Consider the following 14,340-nt stretch of genomic DNA (forward strand, 5'->3'; position numbering starts at 1 on the left):
CGCCGACCGCCCCCGGCTGAGAGGACCGGCCACCGCGTGACCGCGACCATCACCGCCCCGCCGCCCCGGATCAGGCTGCGCCCGCACCAGTCCAAGGCCGTCCACGCCGCGCACACCGCGCTGCGCCACACCGCCCGGACCTCCGTCGTGATGGCCTGCGGTACCGGCAAGACGTACGTTGCCGCGCGCACCGCCGCCCGAGTCGCCCCCCAGGGCACCCGGCTGGTGCTGCTGCCCACCCTGGAACTCCTCGCCCAGACCATCGACGACTGGCGCACCGCCGGCATGAGCGGCCCGGTCTTGGCCCTGTGCTCCAAGCGCCCCAACACGGCGGGCGAGCCGGTCGCGTTCACCACCGACCCGGCCGCCCTGGCCGCCACCGTCCGTCAGAACCCCGGCCTGACGGTGTTCGCCACCTACCACTCCCTGCACCGCGTCCAAGACGCCCACCACCGCTTCGCCCTCCCCACCTGGTCGCTGATCGCCATCGACGAAGCGCACCGCACCAGCGGTGACCTGGGAAAACGCTGGGCTGCCGTCCACGACGACGAGCTGATCCCCGCACACAAGCGGCTCTACCTCACCGCCACCCCGAGGATCTGGTCGGCCGGCGAGCCCGATGACGACGAGGACGACTCGCTCGTCGCATCCATGGACAACCCCGACCTGTACGGCGACACCTGCTTCCGCCTCCCGCTGGCCGAGGCCATCGACATAGACCTCCTGGCCGACTACCGCGTCGTCGTCATGGAAGTCCACGAGGCGACCATCCGCACCCGGCTCGGCATCTCCGACAAGGCCACCGAAGCCGAACTGCGCCAGGCCGCGCTCCAGATCGCCGTCCTGCGAGCCATGGCAGAGCTCGACCTGCGCCGCGTCGTCTCCTTCCACCACCGCGTCGCCGACGCCCACGCCTTCGCCGACACCCTCCCCGAGACCGCCGCCCTCCTCCACGCACTCGACGAGACCGGAACCAGCTGCCCCGACCCGGGCGAACTGTGGGCGGCCGGCCTCGACGGCACCATGGACCCCGCCTACCGCCGCGAGCTCCTCGACCACTTCGACGGCCGCACCGGCGAGTTCCTCGAGCCGGCCCACCGCACCGTGATCGCGAACGCCCGCCTTCTCGGCGAGGGCGTCAACATCCCCAGCATCGACACCGTCGTCTTCGCCGACCCCAAAGAGTCGATCGTCGACACGGTCCAGGCCGTCGGCCGGGCGCTGCGCCAAAAGCCCGGCCAGGGCAAGAAGGCCACCCTCATCGTCCCCGTCTACGTCGCCCCCGGCGAAGACGCCGACGACCTCATGGGCTCCAACCTGTACCGGCCGCTCTGGCGGGTCCTCCAGGCCCTGCGTGCACACGACGACCGCATCGCCGACCGTCTCGCCGTCCCCCAGCAGCCCGCCCACCCGGTCCCGGAAGACGACGAGGACGAGGAGTCCGGCGTGCCCGTGGACGTCGTTTTCGACCGGCCCTTCCCCGCCGACACCATCGCCCAGGCGTTCCGGCTGCGCGTCCTCCACCCCCGCGAAGCGTCCTTCCGCCGCGGCCTGGAAGCCGCCACCGCCTACCAGCAGACCCACGGGCACCTCGACGTCCCCCGGCTCTACGACGACGAGCACGGCTTTGCCCTGGGCCGCTGGATCAACCGGGCCCGAAAGGCCTACGCGGCCGGCACCCTCAAGCCCGCCCAGATCAAGGCCCTCGAACACCTCGGCATCATCTGGAACCTCCAGACCCAGGCCGCCGAACGCGGACTCCTCCACGCCCGCAACTGGGCCGCCCGCCACGGCCATCTCGCCGCCCCCACCGGCGAGATGGCTGGCGACTTCGCCCTCGGCCGCTGGCTCACCAACCGCCGGGCCGCCGCCCGCACCCGCGCGGACAACGGACTCGAACCCGACCCCACCGACACCGCGCTCACCGAGATCGACCCGTACTGGAACCCCGCCTGGTCGATCACCTGGCAGCGCCTCTACTACACCGCCCGCACCTACGCCGACGCGAGCATCACCCTCGACGACCTGCCCGCCGACTTCATCACCGACGACGATGAGCCCCTCGGCGAATGGGTCCGCGCCCAGAGCACCGACTACAGCGACCTTCACCCCGACCAGCTCCGGCTCGTGCGCGAACTGGGTATCACCCTGATCGAACCCGCCGAAGACGAACCGCCCCAGCCCACCGGCCGCGCCGCCCGCCAGCAGCGGCAGCTCGACCACGGCCTGGCGGCCGTCGCCGCCTTCCGCGCCAGTGAAGGCCACGTCCACATCCGCCAGCGCGACACCGTCACCGTCGACGGCGAGGAGTTCAAGGTCGGCCAGTGGCTCAAGAACCTCCGCAAACGCTGGGACACCCTGCCCCCCGAGCATCTGCAAGCCGTCACCGAGGCCGGGCTGACCCCCCACCCACCACAGCCGTCGACCGAGGACACCGCTTCAGCCGGCACCTGACACGGGCGGGCCGGGGGAGGCTTGCTCACCGATCTCCGGCTGGGTGCCCGTGTCCAATCCGGCCGACGGCCGGTTGTCGGCAGTGACGCGCTCGCGTGCTCCTCGCCGACAGACCGGAAGGCCACTGATGACCGACCAGCACCCCGGTACCGGCGACGGCGTACGTACCGCGCCGCGCACCTGGTAGCGGCCTTCACCCACCTCGGAGCCGAGGTGGAGGCCGACGCGCTCGCCACCGCCGAGTACGTCGACTGGTACAACCACCGACGACTCCACGGTGAAATAGGCCACGTCCCACCCGTCGAATATGAGAACAACCACTACCTCACAACCACGAAACCCCAGGTCACAACCAACAACTGAGGTCTCTACCGAACCCGGAACGGTTCACAGAGGACCTTGCGCACCAGCTCGATGAGCCGGGAACGATAGTTGGAACCAGTTCCGGACATCTCGGACTTGTGGCGACTTCCTAGGCATCAACCCTGCCGGAGGCCAGTTCACGGCCACGAACACGCTCCCGCAGTGCCTCAAGAACGGCCAGGGCGCCCCCGAGGCCGTCGCACTCACAACCTCGCCCACCTCGCCGCATAGGCCCTCGACTGATCGTTACCCCCGGTGCTGACGCAATAAAAGCAACAGCACTTATATAAGCACTGTTACGATGCGGTGCATGGGTGACAACCACGCAATCGACCCGACGCAGCAGAGCCTCTGGCGGCCCGTGCGCCTGCTCCAGGCGTCCATGGACGCCGACATTGCCCAGGTCTACTCCGAGCAGCAGATCGACGGGCTCAAGCCCAGTTTCGTCATGGAACTGCTCCGGCTCCACGCCTGCGGACCCATGACCATCGCGGAACTGGCCGAGTCGGTTCAGCGCACGCATTCGGCGCTCAGCCAGAAAGTCGCCGCGATGCGCACGGCCGGCTGGGTCCAGACTGTCGTGGGCGACGACGCGCGCACCAAGAAGGTGACACTCACCGACAAAGCCCGCCGCATCGTGGATCGCCTGGCGGCGGAATGGCGGGCCACCGAGGCTGCCGTCGCTGACCTGGAGACGGAGATTCCCTACCCGCTCTCCCAGGTCGTCGCCGATATCGAGCAGGCTCTGGAGCGCAGGAGCTTCCACGACCGGATCGCCGAGAAGCTGGCTGAGGATCCCGCATGGGGCTGAAGCGCACGCTGATCGACGTGACTCCGTTACGGTCATCGCCACCGTTCCGGCGGTTGTGGATCGGCCAGACCCTGTCCGGTTTCGGCGGCCAGATGACACTCGTCGCCGTCATGTTCCAGGTCTGGCAGATGACGAAGAGCACCACGTGGACCGGCGCCGTCGGGCTGGCCCAGGCAATTCCCCTCGTCGCGCTCGGACTGTTCGCCGGCTCGCTCGTCGACCGGGTGGACCGCCGGAAGTTCTACCTGCTCACGACCAGCGGACAGGCCGCGTGTTCGCTCCTCCTCGCACTCCAGAGCTTCCTCGGACACGTTCCTGCCGCCGGCGTGCTGGGGCTGGTCGCACTCCAGTCCTGCTTCGGCGCAGGCAGCGGCCCCGCCTCGCGCACCTTCATTCCGCACCTCCTGCCCAAGCACCAACTGGCCGCGGGCCTGGCGCTGAGACGAATTGCCTTCCAGGGCGCCATGCTCCTCGGTCCCGCATTGAGCGGACTGATCGTGGGCGGGCTGGGAGTCGGCGCCTGCTACCTGATCGACGCCCTGACCTTCATCGCCGCGCTCTACGGCGCGTTCGGCTTGCCACAGATGGATCCCGGGGACGAGCCCGCACTGCCCGGCATGCGCGGAGTACTGGACGGTCTGGCCTTCCTGGCCCGCACCCCCGTCATCCGCGGGGCCCTGCTCACAGACCTGGCCACCACCGTGCTGTCCATGCCCATCAGCATGTTCCCCCTGATCAACGCCGAACGATTCGGCGACAACCCCCGCACCCTCGGACTGTTCCTCACAGCCATCGCCGTCGGCGGCGTCGCCGCCTCGCTCTTCTCCGGAACCTTCACACGGTTCCCCCGCCCCGGCCTGGCCATGCTCGGCGGATCCGCCACCTGGGGCGCAGCGTTAACACTGTTCGGCTTCTCAACCAACCCATGGGCCGGTTTGACCTTCCTCGTCATAGCCGGCGCCGCCGACACCGTCTCCGTCGTCTCCCGGAGCACCGTCGTCCAGATACACACCCCGCACGAACTACTCGGCCGCGTCAGCGCTGCCGAACAGATCGTCGGGCAAGCGGGACCCGACATCGGCAACATGCGCGGCGGCCTCGTCGCAGACGCCACCTCGGGAGCAGCAGCCCTCGTCAGCGGCGGCCTGCTATGCCTCGGCGCCGTCGTTGTGGTGGGCGCCACCACGGCAGACCTGCGCAGCTCCTCCGCACCGCCCCATCCACACACAGCCGCAGCCAGCCCATGAGCTCTGCTCCGAGGCGCGCAGTCGCTGGTTCCAACCCTCGTGACCAGGTTCCAACTAACGTGTCACGGCTCATCAATCGACCACCAAATCCAGGCCCAGTGACAGGTGTCTCGCCCAAGTGACAACTATCTCGCCCAGTCACAGAGCGACCCGCTGCGGCACCGGGGCGCAGCGTTGTCAGACCCCGCTGACAGGATGACGGCAGAAGAGTCGTGTCCGCCCAGCGGGCGCGGCACCCCGAGCAACATGGAGCACCGCCCATGAACCGCAGTGTTCCCTGTCAAGTCAATGTGTTCAGCTCCGTAGAGGTTGCCCAGAGATCGTCGATGCTCTCCGAAGAGTCACCTTGGTCTTGGGGGACGCCGCCACCAGAGTGGCTCGATCACAGCTCGCAGCTTCGTGGCATCTGCGTAGCGATGCCTTTCCTTCAAGCAGCTGATTACGTTCAGTAGCTCGTTCTTGTCGTGGGAAAGACTGATGAGATAGAGCAGCACGTCGGCGTCATCCCGCATCTTTGCCGCTCTGAGGCCGATGAGGAACAGCGAGACTTCTCGCGCCGAGCGCCCGCGAAGGCCAGCGGAAAGAATCTCCCCGATGAACGGGGATCCCCCGTTGGTGTGAATCGTCTTGATCAGGTTCACAACGTTGAGGATGGGGCGATGCCGGACACCGAGGTGGATCAAACCCACCGCCCCGTCGGCATGATGATGTTCGGCTTCCGTCACCAAAGCCGCCATGCGGGCGATGGAGTGGTCCTCAAGGGCGAGACGGATGAGCTGCCCGCCGATGTCGAGACCTCCGGCCTCGCTCATCGTGAGGACGTCATGCGCGGAGCGTCCCGCAGCCGCTCTAAGCAGTCGACCTAGTTCCTCCGTCCGGCCAGCAGCTTGGAGCACGTTGGCCATGGCCGTGGCATCTTTCGGCGGAAGCTCTTTGCCAGCGGTCTCAGGTCCAACCGTCCGCAACACGTGCTCGACCCATGCCGTCTCCGAGGGCTCTGCAGACGCGGTGACCGGAGGTGCGGTGCCGTCCGTATGCCCCTCACGTGCCGCCAGGATGTCGCGGGCCACCATGCCGCGGTAGTCGTGACTTCGTGGATCGGCGAGGGCTCGATCCATCGCGACACATTCGCTCCGCCATGCGCCCTCATCGCAGAACTCGCGCGGGAGCGGGTTCCCTGCAGCAGTTGCGTAGTCGCGGAATGCCACGACTAGCGCCAGGACATGTTCGACCTTCGGTGCGCTCCTTCCGTGCAGCTTGTCGTCGATGGTGGTTCTGGGCATCGCCCAGCGCGGCCCTTGCTGTTTGGTAAGACGCACCAGCTGGTCGAGCGATGGCTTGCCAGCGAGTCTTCTCAGTTCGAGTAGTGCCGATGCCACGACCTGGACCGGCACCTTCGGAGCATCTGCCGTTCGCATGCGGTGTTCCTTGCGCTGGCTGCAACCTCTGGTGGATCAAGCCTAGGAGTGTTCGGGTTCATCCGGAATGCTCGCCGAACGGCCGTCCGGACCCAAACCCTGAAGGCGACCACCCGCTGTTGGGGTGACCGACCCCGAGAGGACCGGCCGTGACCCGCACCCTGCTCCCCTTCGCCGCCGCTGGTGGGCTCGCCACTAGCGCGGTGGTGTCTCACAGCACTGTTGCCCTGACTCTGGCCGTGTGCGTCGTCGGCGGCGTCGTCGTGCTCGGCGGCGTCCTCCTGCTGCTCATGGCGGTGACCTCCGTCTGGTCCAGCAAGCCAGAGCGCCGCAAGAACGCGTTCATGAAGTTTCCCCGTGATCTCGGACACGCGATGGCTACGCCGCGAGAGCGTGTTGATGCCGCTGCCGGGTCTCGGCCGGGGTGAGGTAGCCGAAGATCTTGTGCTTGCGCAGGCGGCGGCGGTTGTAGAAGGTCTCGATGAAGGTGAAGACCTCGGCGCGGGCGGTCGCCCGGTCGGGCCAGGTCCGGGTGCCGATCTCCTCCTTGAGTAGGGCCCAGAAGCTCTCCGCGGCGGCATTGTCGAAACATGATCCAGTCCGCCCACAGCTCTGCCGGAGTCCCAACTGGTCTACTCGATCACGGAATTGGGATGAGGTGTACTCGCTGCCGCGATCGCTGTGGATCACACAGCCCGGCTCCAGGTTCCCCCGGCCATGGGCCATGTCCAGGGCGTCGACGACGAGTTCGGCACGGTGGTGATCGGCCATGGCATAGCCGACGACCTCGCGGGTGGCCAGGTCCAGCCAGCAGGCGAGGTAGAGCCAGCCCTCGGCGGTGGGCAGGTAGGTGATGTCGCCAACCAGCCTGATCCCGGGACGCTCGGCGTGGAAGTCCCGGCCGATCAGGTCCGGGGCCGGCTTCGCCTTCGCATCCGGCCGGGTCAGCGAGCGGCGCTTACGCCGTGTGACGCCGCGGATGTCGTGCTCGCGCATCACGCGGGCTATGCGCTTGCGGTTCACCCGCCGCCCGAGGCGGCGCAGCTCCGCGTGGATGCGCGGGACACCGTAGGTACGGCGGGAGGCGAGGTGCAGCACGGTGATCTCGTGCACGAGCGCATTGTCGGCGGCCTGCCGGGCGCGGCGGGCCGCCTCGCCCTCACACCACGCGTAGTACGAAGAGCGGGCGACCTTCAGCACCCGGCACAGCAGAACGACCGGGTAGTGCGCCTTCTCCGCGTGGATCAGCCGGTACAACGCACTCACCGGTCGTTCTCCTTCACGAAGAAGGCGGTCGCTTTTTTCAGGATCTCGATCGTCTGCTGCTGTTCACGGTTCTCCTTGCGCAGCCGCCGCAGTTCCTCGCGCTCGGCGCTGGTCAGCTCGCCGCTCTGGCCCTCGCCCCGGTCGGCCTTGGCCTTGCGGTACCAGCCGCGCAGGGACTCCGAGCTGATGCCGAGTTCCCGGGCCACCGCGGTGACCGTCTTGCCCGAGGAGTCGACGAGCGCGATCGCGTCCCGCTTGAACTCCTCGGTGTACCGCTTCGTGTACTTGCTTCCCACCTGGTGCTACTTCCTCTGGAACCTCAAGATCCCAGTCTCCAGGTGTCCACGATCAAGGGGAAGCTTCATTCAAGGTTTTCGACCGAGTCCTGTCGTTCGCCCACAAGGTTATCCGTCCCAAGGGGCGCCGCCGTCCTCGACCGGTATCCCGGCCCGTCAGGCGAACCAGGCGCCGCCAAAGGGCCGGCCCCGACGATCAGTAACGCGGCGGATGTGGATCAAGGCGCCCGAGCCCCGGCAATCGCCGGGGCTCGGGCGTGCATGTCGGTCACGGGCGGCTGGGTGCGAGTGGTGTAGCCGGTGATCACCAAGGGGCGTGGGTGAAGGTGCCGCTCCTCGAGCTCGGCAGGATCCGCTTTGTGCCGATCTCAGCTGGTGCTGGGAGGGCGGAACGGGATGACATTGGCTAGGGATGGGGCGAGGGCCGTTGGCGCGTCGTGGCCTTGGGCGAGCACGGCGCTGGCGAGGGTGAGGTTGGTGACGAGCTGGCGGAGCTCCGCGAGCTCGGCCTCCTTGTTGGCGAGAGTCTTCTTCAGCTTGGCGACGGTCTCCCGTAGCCGTCGTTCGGGCTCGGGGACCTGCTGTGTTTCCTTGCGGACGCGTTCATAGAACTCGTTCTTCAGATCTGAGTGCCTCTTCTGCAAGGCCATGCGGTGGACGCCGGCCTCGGCGGCGAGTGCGACGATGGTGAGGCTCCCGTTGGAGACCGTGGGTTGTCCGTTCAGGAGCCGGTTCATGGCCTCGCGGATTCGGGTGCGTTCGTCCTGATGCGGCTGGTTCACGTGAGAGCCTCGGCGGAACGGGCGGTGGCGATGTGGGTGTCGGCGATGGCGCGGAGCTTGCTGGCGTTTCGCCGCAGTCGTCTGCCGAGCGGGCCGGGTACGAATGCCGCGAGGTATTCGATCTCGTCGGCCCGTTCCCGCAACTGTTGGGCGTGAGAGTCGGTGCGGACCGCGTTGCCGCAACCGGACTGGCAGGCGTACTGCCTTGGGGCTGTTGCTCCCGGCTCGGGGTCGCAGAGCGCGTTGTCGTGCTTGAACGCGCAGATCAGGAACGCGTCCGGGTTGTCATAGAGCACGACGCCGTCCCTGGCCAGGAAGTCCGCGGCCTTCTTGGCGAACGTTCGGGGGCCGATGCGGCCCTCGAAGCGTGGGGTCGTGGCGGCGGCGGTCAGTGCCCTGCTGGCTGCGGGGCCCGAGATCTTCTCTCCGGCGGCGACGCGGTCGCGCAGCTTGGCCGCTGTGTCTGCCGCCGCCAGGGCCGTTTCGACGTCGAGGACGCCATGGATGCCGTGGCGGCTTCGCGAGGCGTATCCGCTTGAGGTGCGGGCGTCCAGGAGGGTGCGCATGTGCCCGTATTGGATGGCCAGTGCGATCAGCCCTCCAGGTCAGCGTGCGACGTGCCAGGCCAGGGTCCGTCTGAGACCGACCGGGAAGCACCCGGCGATTTCGAAGGACAGACGCATGGCCAGCGGCACCGTGAAGTGGTTCAACGCCGAGAAGGGCTTCGGCTTCATCCAGCAAGACGGCGGTGGACCGGACGTCTTCGCGCACTACTCCAACATCTCCGGCAACGGTTTCCGCGAGCTCCTCGAAGGCGAGCAGGTCACCTTCGACGTGACCCAGGGCCAGAAGGGCCCCCAGGCCGAGAACATCGTCCGCCGCGGCTGATGTAGGTTCGGCCGCTTCGTTAGCAGGAGGTCCTGCTGAGACTGCGGATTCCGCGTGGTGGCTCTGTCCATGAGAACGGACAGCAGATGTTCACCACTTCGGGAGGCGCCAAGGATTCGAACAGTCCGCAGCCTACGACTGTGCAGGACGGAGCGATCAGTCCCACCAGTCGTCGCCGGTGTGCCAACGCCGCACCCACTCATCGAAGCCCCATGCCTGGTCGCCGGGCGCCGGGGTGGCGCCGACGTCGGCGACCATCCACACCTCGCCGCGGCGGGGGCCGGCGGTCAGCAGAAGCCAGAACGACTGCCCGTCCTCGGACCCGAGAACAATGGACCCCTTGTTGAACACGGTGCCGATCCGCGGGTCCTCGGGGCCAACACTGTCATCGTCCTCCCAGCCCCAAGCCGCTTCCAGAGGGAACGGTTCCCCTGGCTGCCGCGGGCCGAGGTCGGGCCACGTGTCGGGCAGCCAGCCGAGCGGCTGAAGACCGCCATCGCCAGCGGGTCCCAGGCTCGACCCGTTGCTGACCTCGGCGATGAAGGTCCTGTACGGCTCAGGCAGGACCACCCCGCTCTCCCGCTCCCACTCGGCGACGGCTTCATGCCCGAGCGGCGGCTCGCGCCATTCCGGCGGGAACACGGAACGCAGGAAGTCGAGAGTGGCTTCGTCGGGACGCTGATCACGTGTGTCTGTCACGGCAGCATGCTGGCAGAAGGGGCTGACAGCCCAACGCGGCCGCCTCACCCTGGAGCTGCGCCGCCCCAAGCCATGAACATCGAACAGAGCCGGAGACAGGTGCCTCCCGAAGTGGTGAACATCTGCTGTCCGTTCTCATGGACAGAGCCAGTTCTTCGACCCCGAGGTGATGGGGTCGCTGCCCGACGTGTGGGTGCCCAACGCCTCGGAGAGGGACTGGCAGGCGGTTCTCGACCTCGTGGTGGAGCGGGGCTGGGCGTTTCAGTACCGCGAGGGCTCGACAGCGCTGCCGCTGCCTCCGGCAAGGACCGTGCTGTCGCGCCCGGCCGACGCCGAGCAGCCTCATCTGGAGGTTCGGCCGGTGCAAGACATGTTGGCGATCTTTCGGTTCTATGCAGCAGAGGAGATCGACTTCGACGTCGACCTGCGGGAGATTCAGGGGCAGGAGCCACTTGATGCCCTGTGCGGATTCCTCGCCGCGATCGGTCGCCGGTTGGGTAAGCCGGTGCTGATGGATGCCGAGGGCGGTGATGGGAGCCGTCCGGTCCTCGGGTTCGACGTCGAGGCGGACCGCGTCGTGATGCTGGTCGAGCCGCCGGTCAGGTGACGGAGGCCGGATGACCGAGAAGTTCCCGGGACTGACCACCACCACCAACCACCAGCGTTGCTAACGCGACCCGGAAGATTGCTAGTGCTGTGACCGGGAAGGTTCGCCGGGGGGCGGTTCGATGCCCTGGCCTGCTGGTTCCCAGTGACGAGAATTTGAGCGGTGTCGGACCGGCCAGGGGGCTAGGCTCCCGGCATGGCTGGTCCGACCCTGGTGATCGAGTTTGCGGAGCCTGTCTCCTCGGCGGCGCTGAGTGAGTTCAGTGCGTTGATGCGAGGGCTCTCCACTCACTTCGAGCAGCGACGCGACGGGTACTTCGACGTCAACGTGCCTGTAGAGCGCTTGGGCGTTGAAGCGGCCGGGCTGGATGCGCATGAGGCCGACGGCCGTCGGCCCTTTCTGGTCTACCTGATGGGACCCGGCGTCGGCGACGAGAGCATCTTCGAGGCCGAACACGCAGACGAGCCCGCGGTGGAAGCAGTCCTCGGCTTCAAGCCGACCCACGCCGTGAACGTCAGCGCAGGCTGCAATCGCGGAATCGACCACGTCGCCACTGCCCTGCTCACCGCAGCAGTCCTCGACGTCCTCGGAGGTGTCGTCAAGGCCGAACTGTCCGAAGGACAGGACGCGGTGGTCGCCGGGCTTCCAGGGGTGCTGGGCTTCACCGACGAGGAGTACCCGATGGTGCTCGGAACTGCGGAATTCCTGCGGGCCTGGGTAGCCCAGCCTGGCTTCCGGCTGGTCAAGTAGCCCAGCGACAGGCATGCGCCCCTGTCACGAGGCAACAGCGGGTCTGCCGCCCCAGCGGAGGCTCTTCTCACTGCGGATACGAGCGCGTTCCTTCCGCTGCGCGGCCAGGACGTCGGGGTGTCGTGCGTTCTTGTTGCGCCAGCGCAGGTAGGAGTGCAGGGCCCGGGTTTGGACGGTGTGGTTGCGGTGGTTGGAGTTGGCGACGGTGAACTGCCGAAGCGGCCCGAAGTGCGCCTCGATCGGATTGGCCCAGGACGCGTAGGTCGGGGTGAAGCAGAGCTCAACGCGATTCTTCCTGACCCAGCGCCGGATCGTCTCGCCTTTGTGGGCGGACAGGTTGTCCAGGATCACGTAGATCGGGGCGCCGTCCGGGCGGGCCGCGCGGATCGACCTGAGGCCAGCCAGCGTGTTGTCGGCCCCCTTCTTGCGGCGGTTGACACCCCATAGGGTGTCGTCGCCGACCGAATAGCAGCCGTGGAAATAGCGGACGCCGTGGGTGCGGTGATAGGTCGCGGGATGCCGCTCGGGGCGGCCGGCCAGGGCCCAGCCTGAGCCCATCGTGGGCCGGATCCCGAGGGGACCGAACTCGTCGAACGCGAACACCCTGTCCGGGAACCGCTCCAGGACCTGCTCGATCCGGTCGAGCTTGGCGTCCCGCTCGGGGTCGGGCGACTCCTTCCACGTCTTGGTGCGTTGGAAGGTGACACCGCGACGGGCGAGCAGGCACCGTAACGCCTCGCGGCCGATCCGGATCACACGTCCGTGAACTTTCCGCAGGTAGGCGGCGAGCTTGCGGATGGACCAGCGGGTGAAGGGCTGGCCGAGCTTGGTCGGGCGGGTGGTGGCCGTCTGAATGACGAAGTCCTCGTCGTCAGGACTGAGAAGGCGGGGACGGCCTCCCGCCCACCGAGGGTCCAGAGCGGCCAGGCCGATCTCGTTGAACCGATGAATCACGTCGCGGACGGTGTCCTCGTCGGCCTGCACCAACTGCGCGATCACCGGGACCCGGTTCCCGCCGGCCGAAGCCAGCAGCATCATCGCGCGCCGGTAGCGCACCGAACTGGTGCTGCCGCGGCGCACGATCTGCTGCAGCTTCTGCCCCTCCTGGTCGGTCAACCTGCGCACACGAACAGGCTCAGCCACCACACCCCCAACGATCGGACGGATGTCACCGCACATCCAACCGTCACGACCGCCGGCCCGGCGAACCTTCCCGGTCAGAGCACTAGCCGACTGCTAGAGATCGACCGACACTGCTAACGCGGACCCGGAACCTACAGCTGATGTAGGTTGAGCCGCTCCGTTAGCAGTGAGTCCTGCTGAAACTCCGGATTCCATGTTGCGTTAGCAGTGGGGCGATCGGCTGATCTTTAGCAATCGTGCCGCTCGCCGGGAGGGGACCGTTGGACTGAGGCCCGGTTTCGAACGCCCGACAGTGGTCTCAGTTGGCGGTCTCGCTCTGCGTAGTCCGCAGAGCGGTCAAGTTGGCCCGAGCTACTGCCGATGGGCGTAGAACCCGGGAAGGTGCACCGAGAGGTCCGTCGGTGGACAGCGACCGTGGCGACCGAGGCGAGGGCTTGGATCAGCTCGGGGTTGTGGCGCCAGCGCCCAACTGCCGTTCGATCTCTGTGGCCGGGAACGGTGTCTGCTTGCTCTCGGTAAACAGGCGGCGGAAGAAGGAGTCCACGACGACGGTAGGGCGTGCGTGCTGGTCGATGATGGCCGTGATCTCGGGCGGGATGCCGCCAGGTCGCCGGCCCGCGATCCAGTCGTGCAGGAAGACTTCGCGTTCCGTGTCACCGCGCACGCCGTCGAGCAAGTGGTATTGGAGCAGGTGGCTCGCGGTGTAGCAGCGGTCGTAGGAGAGGTGGTCCGCGAGAAAGTCGGACTCGTCCGCCGTAAGGTCGAAGCGGGAGCTCAGGGCAAGTCCGAAGTCGGCGAAGTAGAGCTGGCGGCCGTCGGTCAGGATGTTGGCGAAGTGAGCATCGAAGTGGACAAGTCCGCGAGAACTCATGAAGTCAGCTCCGTCCATCAGAGCTTCCTCCACCCAGGGGAAGGGCAGGCCGTCCCTGCCTTCCGGCATGGCGGTTTTGCGGTGGTCGGCCAGCCATCCGGCGAGTGTGTGCGGCACGTGCTCCAGGAAGACCACCAGGCTGCACGAGGACTGGCCGATGGCCTCCAGCCGGTCACGAACGGCGGGTGATCCCTCCCAGTGGGCAACGGCTCCCTCCAGGCCCCCGAACGCGTCGGTGAATCCTTCGGGAGGGGAGTCAGGCAGAACCCGCCAGTGATACATCAAGGGGAATCCCGCATGCTCGTCGCCGAGAACCCAGTTCGTGGTCATGGTGTGCACGGCGAGCTCCCGCCAGGCGCCGAACCCGGCCGAGCCCACCCCGTACTGGTAGAACATCGGCAGGTTGAAGACGTTCGCTGTCGATCGCACGTTCTCCGGGCGCAATTCGGTGTCCGTCAAAGGGATCCGCTTGACGAAGACGCGGGTTCCGTTGACGTCCAGCTCTGCCGACCTGCCGCCGATGCCTGACCCGAGCGGGGTAGCGGCTGCCACGGCCTCCCCGAGCCGGTGGTCGCTCAGCAAGGAGAGCTGAGTGCTCACGGTCTCGTAACCAGCCAGGCGCGCGGCGCGTTGCAAACCCTGGTCCAGCATCGACGGCTCCTCGGTGCCCGAACCAGGGCTTCGGCAATCCCACGTCGCCACCGACCTTACGTTGAAAGGTCAGCCACTCTCATAAACGACCAGC

The 14,340-nt window shown here is 67.4% G+C and carries 14 protein-coding genes and 2 pseudogenes; 8 read left to right on the plus strand and 8 right to left on the minus strand.

Features of this window, described 5'->3' with window-relative positions; translation table 11 throughout:
• Positions 1-36: 36 nt before the first annotated feature.
• From ACFXI4_RS09795 to ACFXI4_RS09810, 4 genes and pseudogenes are all read left to right on the plus strand, one after another.
• Complete coding sequence (locus tag ACFXI4_RS09795) at positions 37-2,454, plus strand: Helicase associated domain protein (RefSeq protein ID WP_384989165.1); 2,418 nt, start codon at positions 37-39, stop codon at positions 2,452-2,454.
• Positions 2,455-2,661: 207 nt separating this feature from the next.
• Positions 2,662-2,817: pseudogene (locus tag ACFXI4_RS09800) on the plus strand (IS3 family transposase); the annotation flags it as partial.
• Between the two features lie 310 nt (positions 2,818-3,127).
• A complete protein-coding gene (locus tag ACFXI4_RS09805) occupies positions 3,128-3,628 on the plus strand; it encodes a MarR family winged helix-turn-helix transcriptional regulator (protein WP_384989166.1) in 501 nt (166 codons plus the stop codon).
• The gene (locus ACFXI4_RS09810) at positions 3,619-4,875 is read left to right on the plus strand and encodes an MFS transporter (protein ID WP_384989167.1); all 1,257 of its coding nucleotides are present in this window, start codon (positions 3,619-3,621) and stop codon (positions 4,873-4,875) included. Before ACFXI4_RS09805 ends, ACFXI4_RS09810 begins: the two co-directional genes overlap by 10 nt.
• 341 nt (positions 4,876-5,216) lie before the next feature.
• Here ACFXI4_RS09810 and ACFXI4_RS09815 read toward each other — a convergent pair whose 3' ends face one another.
• Positions 5,217-6,293 (minus strand): hypothetical protein, encoded by a 1,077-nt coding sequence (locus tag ACFXI4_RS09815; protein WP_384989168.1) that lies wholly within the window; start codon positions 6,291-6,293, stop codon positions 5,217-5,219.
• 149 nt (positions 6,294-6,442) lie between these two features.
• Between ACFXI4_RS09815 and ACFXI4_RS09820 the strand changes: the two genes are divergently transcribed.
• On the plus strand, positions 6,443-6,721 hold the full coding sequence (locus ACFXI4_RS09820) for a hypothetical protein (RefSeq protein ID WP_384989169.1): 279 nt from the start codon (positions 6,443-6,445) through the stop codon (positions 6,719-6,721).
• Here the strand turns inward: ACFXI4_RS09820 and ACFXI4_RS09825 are convergent.
• The 4 genes and pseudogenes from ACFXI4_RS09825 to ACFXI4_RS09840 all read right to left on the minus strand — a co-directional run.
• Positions 6,672-7,559: an IS3 family transposase gene (locus ACFXI4_RS09825; protein ID WP_384989170.1), complete on the minus strand. Its 888-nt coding sequence runs from the start codon at positions 7,557-7,559 to the stop codon at positions 6,672-6,674. The two genes, ACFXI4_RS09820 and ACFXI4_RS09825, sit on opposite strands and share 50 nt — an antisense overlap.
• Complete coding sequence (locus tag ACFXI4_RS09830) at positions 7,556-7,855, minus strand: transposase (protein WP_384989171.1); 300 nt, start codon at positions 7,853-7,855, stop codon at positions 7,556-7,558. The genes ACFXI4_RS09825 and ACFXI4_RS09830 overlap by 4 nt, the downstream gene beginning before the upstream one ends.
• 368 nt (positions 7,856-8,223) lie before the next feature.
• Complete coding sequence (locus ACFXI4_RS09835) at positions 8,224-8,637, minus strand: hypothetical protein (RefSeq protein WP_384989172.1); 414 nt, start codon at positions 8,635-8,637, stop codon at positions 8,224-8,226.
• Positions 8,634-9,275: pseudogene (locus tag ACFXI4_RS09840) on the minus strand (integrase); the annotation flags it as partial. The gene ACFXI4_RS09835 and the pseudogene ACFXI4_RS09840, both read right to left, overlap by 4 nt.
• A 43-nt stretch (positions 9,276-9,318) precedes the next feature.
• On the opposite strand from ACFXI4_RS09840, the gene ACFXI4_RS09845 reads away from it, so the two are divergent.
• Positions 9,319-9,525, plus strand: coding sequence for a cold-shock protein (locus ACFXI4_RS09845; RefSeq protein ID WP_030578348.1), 207 nt, complete (start codon positions 9,319-9,321; stop codon positions 9,523-9,525).
• A 156-nt stretch (positions 9,526-9,681) separates the two neighbouring features.
• On the opposite strand, the gene ACFXI4_RS09850 is transcribed toward ACFXI4_RS09845, so the two are convergent.
• The gene (locus tag ACFXI4_RS09850; protein WP_384989173.1) at positions 9,682-10,224 is read right to left on the minus strand and encodes an SMI1/KNR4 family protein; all 543 of its coding nucleotides are present in this window, start codon (positions 10,222-10,224) and stop codon (positions 9,682-9,684) included.
• A 169-nt stretch (positions 10,225-10,393) separates the two neighbouring features.
• Between ACFXI4_RS09850 and ACFXI4_RS09855 the strand changes: the two genes are divergently transcribed.
• Both ACFXI4_RS09855 and ACFXI4_RS09860 read left to right on the plus strand, forming a co-directional pair.
• Positions 10,394-10,831 carry a hypothetical protein gene (locus ACFXI4_RS09855; protein ID WP_384989174.1) on the plus strand — a complete coding sequence of 146 codons (438 nt, stop codon included), beginning with the start codon at positions 10,394-10,396 and terminating at the stop codon, positions 10,829-10,831.
• Positions 10,832-11,026: 195 nt separating this feature from the next.
• Entirely contained in the window at positions 11,027-11,581 is a 555-nt protein-coding gene (locus tag ACFXI4_RS09860) for a DUF6368 family protein (protein WP_362646540.1), read from the plus strand.
• Between the two features lie 24 nt (positions 11,582-11,605).
• On the opposite strand, the gene ACFXI4_RS09865 is transcribed toward ACFXI4_RS09860, so the two are convergent.
• Together ACFXI4_RS09865 and ACFXI4_RS09870 are read right to left on the minus strand one after the other, a co-directional pair.
• Positions 11,606-12,724, minus strand: a complete 1,119-nt coding sequence (locus ACFXI4_RS09865) for an IS630 family transposase (protein WP_384989175.1) — start codon at positions 12,722-12,724, stop codon at positions 11,606-11,608.
• Between the two features lie 439 nt (positions 12,725-13,163).
• Positions 13,164-14,246: a protein kinase family protein gene (locus ACFXI4_RS09870; protein WP_384989176.1), complete on the minus strand. Its 1,083-nt coding sequence runs from the start codon at positions 14,244-14,246 to the stop codon at positions 13,164-13,166.
• Positions 14,247-14,340: the final 94 nt, after the last annotated feature.

The sequence above is a fragment of the Streptomyces sp. NPDC059224 genome (assembly GCF_042754285.1).
In the GTDB taxonomy this organism is placed as follows: Bacteria; Actinomycetota; Actinomycetes; order Streptomycetales; family Streptomycetaceae; genus Streptomyces.